At 39.6% G+C, this 13979-nt stretch carries 12 protein-coding genes and 1 tRNA gene; 3 read left to right on the forward strand and 10 right to left on the reverse strand.

Annotation, left to right across the window (positions count from 1 at the left end):
• Nucleotides 1–8 precede the first annotated feature (8 nt).
• The 8 genes from yihA to HORE_RS07785 form a co-directional block, all read right to left on the reverse strand.
• Nucleotides 9–608, reverse strand: coding sequence for a ribosome biogenesis GTP-binding protein YihA/YsxC (gene yihA, locus HORE_RS07750; protein ID WP_012636422.1), 600 nt, complete (start codon nt 606–608; stop codon nt 9–11).
• A complete protein-coding gene (gene lon / locus HORE_RS07755) occupies nt 598–2949 on the reverse strand; it encodes an endopeptidase La (RefSeq protein WP_012636423.1) in 2352 nt (783 codons plus the stop codon). The genes yihA and lon overlap by 11 nt, the downstream gene beginning before the upstream one ends.
• Nucleotides 2950–3151: 202 nt before the next feature.
• On the reverse strand, nt 3152–4828 hold the full coding sequence (lonB, locus tag HORE_RS07760) for an ATP-dependent protease LonB (RefSeq protein WP_012636424.1): 1677 nt from the start codon (nt 4826–4828) through the stop codon (nt 3152–3154).
• Nucleotides 4829–4912: 84 nt separating this feature from the next.
• Nucleotides 4913–6163, reverse strand: coding sequence for an ATP-dependent Clp protease ATP-binding subunit ClpX (gene clpX / locus HORE_RS07765; protein WP_012636425.1), 1251 nt, complete (start codon nt 6161–6163; stop codon nt 4913–4915).
• A 20-nt stretch (nt 6164–6183) separates the two neighbouring features.
• Complete coding sequence (gene clpP / locus HORE_RS07770; protein WP_012636426.1) at nt 6184–6780, reverse strand: ATP-dependent Clp endopeptidase proteolytic subunit ClpP; 597 nt, start codon at nt 6778–6780, stop codon at nt 6184–6186.
• A gap of 62 nt (nt 6781–6842) precedes the next feature.
• Nucleotides 6843–8132 (reverse strand): trigger factor, encoded by a 1290-nt coding sequence (gene tig, locus HORE_RS07775; RefSeq protein ID WP_012636427.1) that lies wholly within the window; start codon nt 8130–8132, stop codon nt 6843–6845.
• A gap of 260 nt (nt 8133–8392) precedes the next feature.
• Nucleotides 8393–8478: transfer RNA gene (locus HORE_RS07780), tRNA-Leu, on the reverse strand.
• 107 nt (nt 8479–8585) lie between these two features.
• Entirely contained in the window at nt 8586–10037 is a 1452-nt protein-coding gene (locus HORE_RS07785; RefSeq protein WP_012636428.1) for an ankyrin repeat domain-containing protein, read from the reverse strand.
• Nucleotides 10038–10598: 561 nt separating this feature from the next.
• On the opposite strand from HORE_RS07785, the gene HORE_RS07790 reads away from it, so the two are divergent.
• The 3 genes from HORE_RS07790 (at nt 10599) to HORE_RS07800 (ending at nt 12887) form a co-directional block, all read left to right on the forward strand.
• Nucleotides 10599–11348 carry a hypothetical protein gene (locus tag HORE_RS07790; protein ID WP_012636429.1) on the forward strand — a complete coding sequence of 250 codons (750 nt, stop codon included), beginning with the start codon at nt 10599–10601 and terminating at the stop codon, nt 11346–11348.
• A 30-nt stretch (nt 11349–11378) separates the two neighbouring features.
• Nucleotides 11379–11867 carry a S41 family peptidase gene (locus HORE_RS07795; RefSeq protein ID WP_012636430.1) on the forward strand — a complete coding sequence of 163 codons (489 nt, stop codon included), beginning with the start codon at nt 11379–11381 and terminating at the stop codon, nt 11865–11867.
• A gap of 300 nt (nt 11868–12167) precedes the next feature.
• Complete coding sequence (locus HORE_RS07800; RefSeq protein ID WP_012636431.1) at nt 12168–12887, forward strand: polyprenol monophosphomannose synthase; 720 nt, start codon at nt 12168–12170, stop codon at nt 12885–12887.
• A gap of 118 nt (nt 12888–13005) precedes the next feature.
• Here HORE_RS07800 and HORE_RS07805 read toward each other — a convergent pair whose 3' ends face one another.
• On the reverse strand, nt 13006–13599 hold the full coding sequence (locus HORE_RS07805) for a DUF3298 and DUF4163 domain-containing protein (RefSeq protein ID WP_012636432.1): 594 nt from the start codon (nt 13597–13599) through the stop codon (nt 13006–13008).
• Between the two features lie 106 nt (nt 13600–13705).
• Nucleotides 13706–13837, reverse strand: a complete 132-nt coding sequence (locus tag HORE_RS13195) for a hypothetical protein (RefSeq protein WP_264357611.1) — start codon at nt 13835–13837, stop codon at nt 13706–13708.
• Nucleotides 13838–13979: the final 142 nt, after the last annotated feature.

The following is a 13979-nucleotide window of genomic DNA, read 5'->3' on the forward strand; positions in this document are numbered from 1 at the left end:
ACCCAGGGTTAACCTTTAAAACTATCAACCAGGTCCAGTATAAATTTCCCAACCTGCTTTTTTCCTTCCCCCGTTTTAGCTGAAAAAAAGGTAAACTGACCGTCAAAGTCCTCCAGTACCAGGGTCTTTTTAATAAGTTCCTCCTGTTTTTTGCGGGAACCCCTTGATATTTTATCAACCTTGGTGGCAGCAATAAGACAAGGGATACCACTGGCCTTTATCCAGTCAACCATCATCAGGTCATCCCGGGTTGGTTTATGGCGGGCATCAACTATCTGGACAATTCCGGCCAGGTTGGGGCGGTTATTGAGGTAACCCTCAATAAGCCTGCCCCACTCTTCTTTTACCTTACGGGGAACATTGGCAAAACCATACCCCGGCAGGTCTACCAGATAAAAACGGTCATCAATGTTGAAGAAGTTAATACTCTGGGTCCGCCCGGGCCGGGAACTGGTACGGGCCAGTTTGCGTCTGTTTACAAGGGTATTTATAAGGGAAGACTTTCCGACATTGGAACGTCCGGAAAAGGCAAATTCAGGCCAGTTATGGGTTGGAAAATCATCAAAATCATAGGCACTGATAACAAACCTAGGATTTTTAATTTTCATCTTCATCACCACCCAGTATGAGATCAAGGACCTGATCCATATGGTTAACAAAATTAACCCTGATATCTTTCTTTATTTTGACCGGTATTTCCTCAAAATCCTTTTTATTCTCTTCCGGCATAATTATATCTTTAAGTCCGGCCCGTCTTGCTGCCATAATCTTAGTCTTAATTCCACCTACCGGAAGGACCCGGCCCCTTAAGGTAACTTCACCGGTCATGGCATATTTCCCCTTGACAGGTTGCCCGGTCAGGGCAGACGCTATAGCCGAGGCAATAGTTATTCCGGCTGAGGGTCCATCCTTCGGGGTTGCTCCCTTGGGTACGTGGACATGGAGGTCATACTCTTCATGAAAGTTATCAGACAGACCCAGCTCTTCCTGCTTGGAACGTATATAGCTTAACGCTGCCCTGGCTGACTCTTTCATAACATCACCGAGGGAACCGGTTAAGGTTAATTTCCCCTTACCGGGGACCACTGCCACTTCGATATCCAGGATATCTCCTCCGGTCTGGGTATAGGCCATCCCTGTGGCTACACCGACCCTGTCCTTTTTCTGGGCTTTTTCATATTTAAATTTTGGAACCCCGAGATATTTTTCAATACTCTGGGTGGTCACCCGGGCCTGACGGCCGCGCCCCTCCACGATCTCTTTACTGACCTTTCTGGTGATAGCGGCCAGCTTCCGTTCCAGATTTCTAACCCCGGCCTCACGGGTATACTCCCTGATAATCCGGTAAATAGAATTAGAAGAAAAATGTATCTCATCTTCAGTTAACCCATGTTCATTTAATATTCTGGGAATCAGGTGCCTTAAGGCAATTTCAACTTTTTCATCCTCGGTATAACCGGGGAGCTCTATAACTTCCATCCGGTCCAGTAATGGAGCCGGAATCGGATAAGCAACATTGGCAGTCGTCACAAACAATACCTTTGATAGATCAAAAGGTAATTCCAGATAATGGTCTGTAAATTCATTATTCTGCTCTGGGTCTAAAACCTCCAGTAAGGCAGCAGCCGGATCACCCCTGAAGTCTGAGGACATTTTATCAACTTCATCCAGTAGAAAAACGGGGTTTTTGCTACCCGCTTCTCTCATAGCATTGATAATTCGTCCGGGACGGGAACCAATATAGGTGCGGCGGTGACCCCTGATTTCAGCTTCATCCCTGACACCACCAAGGGACAACCTGACAAAATCACGGCCCAGAGCTCTGGCTATAGAACGGCCCAGGGATGTTTTACCTACCCCGGGAGCCCCGATTAAACATAGAATAGGGCTTTTTTTCTGGGGGGCAAGCTTCCGGACAGCCAGGTATTCCAGTATCCTTTCTTTAACATCTTCAAGACCATAATGCTCACTATCGAGGACATTTTTAGCCTCATCAAGGTCAATCTTCTCTTCCCGGACTTTATTCCAGGGAAGATCGAGGACACAATCAAGATAATTCCTGATAACAGTAGCTTCAGGAGACATGGAGGGAGTCTTTTTTAATTTCTCAATCTCTTTATCGACTTTCTCCCTGATTTTTTCAGGTAAGTCCAGCTCTTCTGCCTTATTTCTATATTCTTCAATCTCATCATCTTCTTCATCCTCATCCAGCTCTTCTTTAATGGCTTTAAGCTGTTCCCGTAGATAGTATTCCTTCTGGGTCTTTTCAACCTGTTTCCTTACTTTTTTCTGAATCTTTTGTTCAACTTTTAAAATTTCTATCTCATCTTTAATAATCTCCAGAAGCTTGTTTAACCTCTCTTTTATAGATATAGCCTCAAGCAGGTCCTGTTCCTGCCTGAATTTCAACTCCAGATGAGAGGCAATAGTATCACTGAAACGGGCCGGCTCTTCTATATTGGTAACTGTCATAATTGTTTCTGACGGTAAATTCCGGTTATATTTAATATATTCCTGAAATTTATTTAAAACCGCCTTCATCAGAGCTTTCATTTCTAAATCCACTTCAGGCACCGTCTGATCCAGGATTTCAGCCCGAACTTCAAAATATTCATCTATTTCAATGAAATCTATAATCCTGGCCCTCTTTATCCCCTCGACGACAACCTTTAACATTCCATTGGGGAGTTTAACCAGCTGTTTTACCTCGGCAATAGTCCCGATGGTATATAAATCTTCGGGATCCGGATCTTCAATCTTTTCATCCTTCTGACTTAAAATAATAATCTCTTTATCTTTAACCATGGCTTTCTCCAGGGCCTCAATGGACTTCTCCCGCCCAACCAGTAACGGGATAACCATATGGGGAAAAACAACAACCCCACGTGAGGCCAGTAGAGGTAGCTCTATGTATTTTTCTGTTTCTTTTGTAACCATTTCCTGATCCATATATTTCACCCCTTATAAGTAAATTCTCCTAAAAGCCCCTGTCTCCTTCATTTATATTACATTATTATTTTTTTATAACCCCTGTATAAATCCCAAAAAAACTACAGGCGACAAACCTGTAGTTTTACCGGGCCTATTTATATGTAGAGTTCCAGATAGCCTTCCCCTGTCGCTCTGTTACATTCAATGCTGCTCGTTAAATTTATTGGGGAACAGTCATTAAACTATCTGCTTTAATTAATTTTATTTTCTCATCTTCTTTTATAGCCACCGATTTCTCAATAGCCTCTTCCAGGGTCTCTATCGGAATAATTTCAATATCATCCCTGAGTTCAAAGAGGTTCTGCCAGTTTTCCCTGGGTATTAACACTTTTCTGGCTCCAGCTTTGCTGGCAGCCTCAATTTTGGCAGCGATTCCACCAACTGGTTTAACAAGACCCCTGATTGAAACCTCACCGGTCATGGCAATATGGTTATCAACTGGTTTTTTGGTTATAGCTGAATAAATGGCCACCGACATGGCAACCCCGGCTGAAGGGCCATCGACCGGAATCCCTCCCGGGAAATTAACATGGATATCATAATTATGGGGATCAACCGGCATCATCCGGCGTAACACGGTCAGGGCATTTTCGGCAGACTCCCGGGCCATACTTTTCCGGCGGACCGTATGCCCCATTGACCCTATCTCCTCTTCCTCAATAACACCTGTTATCTTAATCTGACCCGGAGAAGACCTTTTTTTTATGGCGGCAACCTCAATCTCCAGTAACATCCCGATATTGGGACCCCTTACGGCCAGGCCGTTTACAACGCCTATCTGGGGAAAGCCATGAATCTTTTTAATAAGTCGGGGAGAATACTGGCCGTTATTTAAAACCTTTTCAATATCATGAGCCTTTATTTCCTGACGGTGCCCGGCAATAGCAATACCACCGGCCAGCTGAACCATATTGACCGTTTCCCGCCCGTTCTTGGCATATTTCTCAATAAGGTCAAGGGCCTTATCCTCAATTTTAAACCTGATCTTTTTAACAGCCCGCACTGCAATCTTCCTTATTTCGTCTGTACTCAGTTCCCTGAAGAAGATCTCAAGACACCTGGACCTGATAGCCGGCGGAATTTCATCAGGCTGTCTTGTTGTCGCACCAATCAACCTGAAATCAGCCGGAAGACCGTTTTGAAAGATATCATGGATATACTGAGGTATATTGGTATCCTCTTCACTATAATAGGCACTATCAAGAAAAACCTTTCTATCTTCAAGTACCTTTAAAAGCTTGTTCATCTGAATGGGATGTAGTTCCCCGATTTCATCTATAAAAAGAACTCCTCCGTGGGCCTTGGTAACTGCCCCCGGTTTCGGCTGGGGTATACCGGCCATCCCCATGGGACCCGCTCCCTGATAAATCGGGTCATGGACCGAACCTATCAGGGGATCGGCAATACTTCTTTCATCAAAACGGGCCGTAGTCCCGTCTATTTCAATAAATTTAGCATCACGTTTGAAGGGTGACAGGGGATTTCGTTTGGCCGTTTCCAGGACCAGCCTGGCTGCTGCGGTTTTACCGACACCTGGCGGTCCATATAATATAACATGCTGGGGATTGGGCCCACACAGTGCTGCTTTCAGGGCCTCAATCCCCTCTTTTTGTCCTATTATGTCCTCAAACCCGGTTGGCCTTGTTTTTTCGGCCAGGGGTTCAGTGAGGGATATCCTTCTCATCTCCCTCAATTTATTTAATTCCTTTCTTGATTCCTTAACCACAGCACGTTTAGTACCCTGCTGGTTACGAAGCATATTCCAGAAGTAGAGACCGATAACCACCGCAAAGAAAAACTGAATAATCGTAAAAACATTTAAGAGATTTTGATCCACCAACTTTGCCCCCTTTTCACTTAAACTTCAAAAAATAGTATATCCTTATCTGGCATTTTTATCCTCAGGGGGCAAGTTTTTTTCTTAAGCGGTCTCTTCTTTATCCTTAACCCTGATTAATTCAGGGTTTTTGTGGTTTTTAATTACTTCAGGTGTAATAACACATTTAGCAATACCGGGTTCTGAAGGAAGGTCATACATTATATCAAGGATAGCTTCTTCAACAACAGCCCTCAAACCACGGGCTCCAGTATTTCTTTCAAGGGCCTTCTGGGCAATTGCCGTTAAGGCCTCTGGAGTAAACTCAAGCTCTACATTATCCATTTCAAAGAACTTCTTGTACTGTTTAACCAGCGCGTTACGGGGCTCGGTCAAAATCTTAACCAGGTCTTCTTCAACCAGTTCATTCAGAGTAACAATTACCGGCAACCTACCGATAAATTCAGGAATTAACCCGTAGCGCAGTAAATCTTCAGGCAGGATATATTTCAGGGTTTCCCCGACATTTTCTTCAGTCTTGCTCTTAATGTCTGCCCCGAAACCCATCACTTTATTATCAATCCTGGATTTAATTATCTTATCCAGGCCATCAAAAGCACCACCGGCTATAAACAGAATATTGGTAGTATCTATCTGGATAAACTCCTGGTGTGGATGTTTTCTCCCTCCCTGGGGCGGTACACTGGCAACTGTTCCTTCCAGAATTTTCAGGAGGGCCTGCTGAACACCTTCTCCGGAAACATCCCTGGTAATAGACGGATTTTCGGATTTCCGGGCTATTTTGTCTATTTCATCGATATAGATAATACCCCGTTCTGCTTTTTCGATATCATAATCAGCAGCCTGAATTAATTTCAGCAGAATATTTTCTACATCCTCACCAACATATCCTGCTTCGGTTAAAGAGGTGGCATCGGTAATAGCAAAGGGTACATCCAGTATTCTGGCCAGTGTCTGGGCTAACAGTGTCTTTCCACATCCGGTCGGGCCTACCATCAAAATATTACTCTTCTGCAACTCAACATCATCTATTTTCATATCAGAATTTACTCTCTTGTAATGGTTATAGACAGCCACTGACAGTGATTTTTTGGCCCGTTCCTGACCGACTACATACTGGTCAAGGATTTTCTTTATTTCACGGGGTTTAGGTATATTATTAAGATTGAACTCCACATCATCGTTTAATTCCTCTTCTATTATTTCATTACAGAGTTCAATACACTCATCACATATATATACCCCGGGGCCAGCTACCAGTTTACGGACCTGTTCCTGGGATTTCCCGCAGAAGGAACATTTCAACTGACCCTTTTCATCTCCAAATTTAAACATTATATCACCTCTTGAAAGAGTTACTTATCTTTTAATTCGTTCTTGGTAATTACCTCATCAATAATACCATATTCAAGGGCCTCTTCTGCTGTCATAAAATAATCCTGCTCAACATCTTTACTGATCTGTTCAACACTCTTCCCGGTGTGCTTGCTTAAAATTTCATTGAGTCTTTCTCTTAACCTTAAAAGCTCTTTAATGTGAATTTCAGCCTCAGTAGCCTTACCCTGAACACCACCGGCCGGCTGATGAATCATAACCCTGGCATTGGGCAGGGCATAACGCTTACCTTTGGTTCCAGAAGCCAGCAGCAGGGCACCGGCACTGGCGGCTTGACCCATACATATTGTGGCTACATCGGGTTTTATATACTGAATGGTATCATACATTGCTAAAGCAGCGGTAACAGAACCACCTGGACTATTTATATACAAATGAATATCTTTATCCGGGTCTTCTGCTTCCAGGAATAATAACTGGGCAATAATTAAATTAGAAAGCTCATCATTAATAGGATGGCCCAGAAAAACTATCCTATCTTTTAACAGGCGGGAATAGATGTCATAGGATCTCTCTCCCCTGTTAGTCTGTTCAACAACAACAGGTATCAAACTCATAGTAAAATCCCTCCTCTTAATTTCATTATTCCCGATTATAAATAATTTAAACCTACTCTATTCTAGTCATTCTGGTTGTGTTCCACCAGGAAATCTATGACTTTTCTAACGAATATAGTATGCTTCAAACCTTCAAGCTGTCCCTGAAGCTGCAGGTAGGCTTTTATCTGTTCAGGTTTCTGTTCACCATCTTTAGCTATTTCCTCGATCTTATTGTCTATTTCTTCATCAGTAACTTCAATTCCTTCTTTTTTCCCGATTGCTTCCAGGACCAGATTAGATTTAGCCCGCTTTTCAGCCTCTTCTCTATTTTCTTCACGCCATGATTCTTCATCAAGACCCATGGACTTCAGGTAGTCTTCTACCTTCATGCCATATGAAGAAATACTATAGGCTAAATTCTGGTACATCATATCCAGTTCATTATTAACCAGGGTTTCAGGAACATCTACTTCAGCATTTTCAGTGACCCTGTCAACAATCTCATCTTCCAGTTTTCGCCGGGCCCTGTCTTCTTTTTGGCTGGTTAGTCTCTCTTTAATATCATCTTTTAATTCTTCAAGAGTATCAAACTCACTGGCCTCTTTAGCAAATTCATCATCCAGTTCGGGAGTCTCTTTAACCTTGATCTCCTTTATATCAACTTTAAAGACGGCATCCTTCCCGGCTAAATCCTCAGCCTGATAATCCTCAGGGAAGGTAACCTCAACCTCGGTTTCCTCTCCTACCTTTTTCCCGACAAGCTGTTCTTCAAAACCGGGAATAAAAGTACCGGAACCTACCTCCAGGTTATACTCTTCGGCACTACCACCCTGGAACTCTTCACCATCTATAGTTCCCACAAAGTCAATAACAACAAAATCTCCCTCTTCTACAACTTCTTTGTCGGTACTTTTAAGCTGGCTATGTTGTTCCTGAAGGCTCTTCAGCTGAGCCTCAATATCCTCTTCGGTAACTTCTACTTCATCTTTTTCTATTCCGAGACCTTTGTATTCACCGAGCTCAACCTCAGGTTTAACCTCAACTACAGCACTGAAGGTAGCCGGTTTATTTTCCTCAATATAAAAATCAGTAATCTCTGGTCTATCAATAGGTTCAATCTCTGCTGCCTGAACTGCCTCCTGGTATGCAGGGGGGACAAGGATATCAAACGCATCACGATGGAGAACTTCCTTGCCATATCTTGCTTCTAAAACCCTGCGAGGAACTTTTCCTTTACGGAAACCCGGGATAGAAACATTTTTAACTACCTTCCGGTATGCCTGTTCCAGAGCCTTATCAACTCTCTCCGGCTCTATTTCAACTTTTAATTCCACCTTATTTCCCTCTAATTGTTCTTTTTTTACTTCCATGTTTATAATCCCCCTTACTAATATAATAATGTTATTTATGTATTTTCCCTGTTAAATGAAATACTTTTTAACATTTTAGCATTTTACATTATTTACATACTATACATTAATAACTTCTCTTCACATTTTGCACATATTAATTAACTTCTTTACACATATTTTATTATATTCTTGGAAACAATTATATATCCTCTATAAAATATAAATTTAACCCCGATCTGGCCCAGAGCCAATACCGGGGTAACATAATCAATTGCTGATGGTGCGAAGGGCGGGAGTCGAACCCGCACGGGATATGCCCACTAGATCCTAAGTCTAGCGCGTCTGCCAGTTCCGCCACCTTCGCACTTTTTAATAATAAAATAAGGCCTCACTTCATGAGCAATATAATATTAGCACATGTTTTTATTCTTGTCAAGGATTTATTGATAAATTCCTGACCTTAGACCAGATCTAGGGTTTCAACCGTTGTAAAACCATGGAGTCTTTAAGATGATTATTATACAGGGCATAATCATAGGCTGTCTTTCCATTATCATTTTTAATAGCAGTGTCGGCTCCAAAATCTAACAATAATTCAATTACTTCAGGATCCCTGGTATAGGCGGCCCCAACCATTAAGGCTGTAATACCATCAGGGTTTTTGTAGTTAACCTCAGCACCATACTCAAGCAATAACCTCATTATTTCAATATCAAAATCCTTGGCCAGGGCAATAAGGAGTGGAGTCCAGCCGTCCCGGGCTTTATAATTAACATCAGCCCCATTCTCAACAAGGGTTCTAATAACCTCAAACCCGCTTCCTTTTTTAAGGGCATATAAAAGGGGAGTAAAACCATATTTATTAACATAATTAACCCGGGCTCCATTTTCTATTAAAGTCTTTATGATACCAGACCTGCATCTGGTTTCGAGGGCTACCAGTAGTGGAGTAACCCCATCTTTATTTTCATAATTAATATTAACTCCACAATCTACCAGAACAGGAATAGCTGCTTCATTTTTGCCGATGAGGGCAGCCACCAGTGGGTTAAAACCCTTTTTATTAATATAGTTTACCTCAGCCCCCAGATCAACCAGGGTTTTAATAACTCTACCTTTATTATATGCAGATGCCATCATGAGAGGTGTCAATCCCTCATTATTTTCAATATTTAATTTAGCCCCTTTTGAAACCAGAGCTTTAATTATCTCCGGATTATCATTATATTTTGCCGCCATCATCAGGGGATTAAGTCCCTGTTCATATTTGGCCCCATTCTCCATAAGGGTTTTTAAAACCTCCGGGTCGGGATTAAAAGCAGCTGCAACATTGAGGGGGGTTAGTTCTTCCTTATTAATATAGTTAATATCAGCCCCATGTTCCAGGAGAAGCTCAACCACCCGGCCTGTTGAATACCTGGCAGCCAATAAAAGTGGAGTCCAGCCTTTATTATTGGTGACATTAACCCTGGCTCCCAGATTCAACAGGGTTTTTACAACCTGGTAGTCATTATATTTAAAAGCAAACATGAAAGCTGTCATCCCGTGTTTATTGGTGTAATTAACCTCAGCACCGGCATTCACCAGCATCTCAATAACTTCACTATCCCGGTACCGGGTAGCAAACATCAGGGGAGTAATCCCTTCCTGGTTGGCATAATTGACATCGGCCCCCTCATCTATAAGCAATTTAATGACTTCCGGGTTATCATTGGACGATATAGCCATTAGCAGAGGAGTTACCAGGCCATCCTCATCTACATAATTAACATCAGCTCCATTTTCAATAGCCTCTCTGATTTCCTCTACCGTACCGTTACTGCAGAGGGTTAAAAAAGATTCATTACTGGTCCCGACAACAATCCCGCTAAAAGCAACAGAGAAAACAAATAATAATAAGGGTATTAAAACACGTTTTTTCATAATACCATCTCCTTAGAATAACTTTTTCTTAAACTTTTATAAATTAATTTAATAACCTTCACAGTCAATCTTAATATTACAGGTGGCTACCATCCTTACAAGTTGGCTATGTAAGAGTTATCATATATCAATCTGGTTATGCATGAATTATCACATATGTATATACTTAATTTATATACTTATTATAACAAATTTCAACAAAGTAATTAAAATATCCTCTTAATTATCCAGTAATAAACATAGTTTGTTAGGCCCAATGTACCCCGGATGCTGAAATGTTGTCAAGCAGCTTATTAACAGATGATTACTATTTGTATATTATACCATTTTTTTGTTGACACAGAGTTAAGATTGATTTAAAATTAATGTTATGGGAATCTAGATTTTTCATAATTGGATTTTTGTGGATGCAAAACTGGGCCGACGGGTTTTAATTTTAATTATTATACATTTTTATTAGAAAATACTATTATAGAATCAGCATACATATAATTTAATTACGTTAAATAAGTAATTTAACAGTAAATAAAGTATGGATAAAAACTGAGGAGGAATTATCAGATGAAAAGAATTAAATTAATGACTGTTTTTCTAATATTAATTTTACTTATGGGATTATTCCAGATAACAGCCGGGGCTGTATCCCGGGAAGAATGGGTAGAAGATTTAAATTATCTAACAAAAAAACTACCCCAGGTACATAAGAATCTTTATTTTAATATCACTGAAAAAGAGTTTAAAGACATGATTGATGATATAAAGGCCGACTTACCGGAATTGACCGATGCTGAAGTTGCTTTACGACTTCAGGAGGTTTTTAACCAGATTGGTGATCAGCACACCGGGTTTGACTCCAGAAAGTTTCTTAATAGTTATTACCCCATCTTTTTTGCCAAAGTCGGACATGAATACCGGGTTGTCATGACTACTACCGAATATAAAGATTTACTGGGGGCCAAACTTCTCTGTATAAATGATAAAAGTATTCCTGATGTAATCGAAAGCCTTAATAGAGTTATTGTTAATGAAAACAGAACTGCTTTACTCTATAAAACAAAAGATTTATTAAACAGGCCCCAGTACCTGAAATACTGTGGTATTATTAAAGGGCAGAATAAATATATTTTTCAGACCAGAGAAGGCATTAAGTATGTAACCTTCAGGGAAATTAGTTTTTATGAGCTTAAAGTTAGAAAACTGGTCAAACTAAAATACAAAAAAAGTATTGCTTACAGGAATATTAACAGACTTTTTTGGTATAAATACCTCCCGGACAGTAACATATTATACTTCCAGTATAATAAATGCTGAAGTAAAGAATTAAACGAAAAATATGGGAAAATGGTTAACTACAGGTATGGGAAAAACCTCCCCTCCTTCAAAAAAACTACTGCTGAAATTATTAATATCCTGAAGGAAAAAGATATTAAAAAACTTGTCATTGATTTACGTCATAACGGAGGCGGCTCCTCTCCCCAGGGGTCACGGTTTGCCAGACAGTTAAAAAACCTTAACCTGGATACAGATATCTATGTAGTTATCGGTAACAGGACCTTTTCTGCGGCTACTATAAATGCTATTCACTTCAAAGAATACACTAAAGCAACCCTGATAGGAGAGCCAACCAGTGGTAAACCCAATCATTATGGTGAAGTCAAGACCTTTAAATTACCCAACACAGGGATGCTAGTCCATTATTCAACCAAATATATTACCCTTATAGATAACGCTGACCCCGACTCCATCTACCCCGATATCTATTGTTATGTAAAATTTAGCGACTTTGTCAACGGAGTCGATACCATCCTGGAGAAAATAAAAAGGTTATAGTTAAAATAAACTATTTGTCAATTTAATAATAAGGGGACTTTAATAATTGACCTTCAATTATTAATTACAGACTGAAGATTAAATCAAAAACAGAGGGAAACCTCCAATACAGGTGGTTTCCCTTTTATATGTTTATATTTCTTCATTATTAATATATAATTAAAAATTCAACAATTGATTTCTTAACAATTGAGGTTTATAAGTACCTATATATACCCATTCTTCTGTCATAAGTTGACACAATATTTAACAAAATGATAGAATTTTTAAGGAGATAGACCAGATAAAAAGGAGGAAGCCATGAAAACATTAATAATAATTCCGACATATAATGAAAGGGAGAACATTAAAGACCTCTTAAGAGAAGTCTTTAATATTAATGAAGATATAGATATTCTGGTGGTAGATGATAACTCACCTGATGGCACCGCTGAATTAGTAAAGGAACTTAAAGAACAGAAATATAAAACAAGACTTCATTTACTGGTAAGGGAGGGCAAGCTGGGACTGGCCTCGGCCTATATAACCGGGTTTAAGTGGGCATTGAAACATAATTATCAATACATCTTTGAAATGGATGCCGATTTTTCACATAACCCTGTTTATATACCTGACTTTTTAGAGAAACTAAAAAACTATGATCTGGTCCTTGGAAGCCGCTATGTTGAAGGTGGAGGAGTAAAAGACTGGGGACTTATAAGAAAAATTATGAGCCGGGGTGGCAGTCTCTATGCCCGGTTAATCTTAAACCTCCCCTACCATGACCTGACCGGAGGATTTAAGGGATTCAGGCGTGAGGTCCTGGAAGCTATAGACCTTGATTCAGTTAAATCAGAGGGGTATTCTTTTCAAATTGAAATGACCTATCGGGCTCATCTCAAAGGTTTTAATATTAAGGAAACACCTATTATCTTCGAAGATAGAACCCTGGGCAAATCCAAAATGTCCAAAAAAATATTTATGGAAGCTGTATTTATGGTCTGGTGGCTCAGATTCCATAAAAGGCAATTAATGGCCTAGAAACGGACTCTTGGATAGATATTATTCCATATTCTACACTTTTATTATACAACTCTTTTTGTAATATTACAAATACTGAAAATATAAAATGCCGGGGAATAAAACCCCGGCTTAAAATTTAACTATTTTGAGCTATCATATATATTGGGCTAGTTTCATCTATAAGTGGCTGTAACTCTTCATAGGGAATTTCAAATTCCAAAACTCCATAGTAACCCGGTGTCAATTCATACCTCTGATAAACTATTACCAGTTCTCCCTCTGTAAGATAAAAGACTTCATTGCCTGTAATTCCGGGAAAGTCATTAATCAAGGGTATATCCCGTTCCTCAATTTGTCTCTCTATTAATCTGTTTAGATAATCTTCGTAATCTATACCCGGTATAAACAGGTCTTTTAATCTATATCTTCTCCCTGTTACCAGGTTTAACGTAACTGCCCTGACCACTGTTATACCACTGGCCATCATTTCAGGGTAATAATAGTTTTCAAAACGTATACTCAAAATTTCATTTTTATTTACAGTAGTTTCATATTCACTGGCTGCTGTTATTATATTCATTGTGCGATATCTCCCAGAGGGAAGTAATTCTTCAGCAGTTTCCCTGATTATTCTATTAATCCTGTTTTCCAGGATTTGATTATGGGGTCTAACTATTACAGGATAGGTGACACCTTCCTGCATCAATCTTGCTGTTCTATAACTATCCATAAGCCTTCTCCTTTATAATACAGGGTATATTATTATATGTATTGGATTTCTTATTCGGGATTTTATTTATAATATATAGTTACTCAGAATAATAATCATCTAACTCTTAGATTTCCTTAACAACTTTTACTCTCTCCATTGCTATAGACAAAAATGTTTTAATATCCATAATTGCATACATAATACCACCAATAAAAGGTCCAGCAATTGACGACATAGATTCTATAGTTTGACTCAATGAATTGTTCCTTGTAAGATTTTCTACTATTTTTTATATATTTCTTTGTTTTTCCTTTATTTTTCTGAATTTTTTTAATTTATGTGTATTAGTACAGTAATAATGGCTATAAGCACTATGGTCTCAGTTTATCTGTACTTCC

This window comes from Halothermothrix orenii H 168 (assembly GCF_000020485.1).
GTDB lineage: Bacteria > Bacillota > Halanaerobiia > Halanaerobiales > Halothermotrichaceae > Halothermothrix > Halothermothrix orenii.

Coding starts and splice junctions, on each gene's coding strand:
- yihA (WP_012636422.1), bottom strand. CDS start 608: ATGAAAATTAAAAATCCTAGGTTTGTTATCAGTGCCTATGATTTTGAT.
- lon (WP_012636423.1), bottom strand. CDS start 2,949: ATGGATCAGGAAATGGTTACAAAAGAAACAGAAAAATACATAGAGCTA.
- clpX (WP_012636425.1), bottom strand. CDS start 6,163: ATGTTTAAATTTGGAGATGAAAAGGGTCAGTTGAAATGTTCCTTCTGC.
- clpP (WP_012636426.1), bottom strand. CDS start 6,780: ATGAGTTTGATACCTGTTGTTGTTGAACAGACTAACAGGGGAGAGAGA.
- tig (WP_012636427.1), bottom strand. CDS start 8,132: ATGGAAGTAAAAAAAGAACAATTAGAGGGAAATAAGGTGGAATTAAAA.
- HORE_RS07785 (WP_012636428.1), bottom strand. CDS start 10,037: ATGAAAAAACGTGTTTTAATACCCTTATTATTATTTGTTTTCTCTGTT.
- HORE_RS07790 (WP_012636429.1), top strand. CDS start 10,599: ATGAAAAGAATTAAATTAATGACTGTTTTTCTAATATTAATTTTACTT.
- HORE_RS07795 (WP_012636430.1), top strand. CDS start 11,379: ATGGTTAACTACAGGTATGGGAAAAACCTCCCCTCCTTCAAAAAAACT.
- HORE_RS07800 (WP_012636431.1), top strand. CDS start 12,168: ATGAAAACATTAATAATAATTCCGACATATAATGAAAGGGAGAACATT.
- HORE_RS07805 (WP_012636432.1), bottom strand. CDS start 13,599: ATGGATAGTTATAGAACAGCAAGATTGATGCAGGAAGGTGTCACCTAT.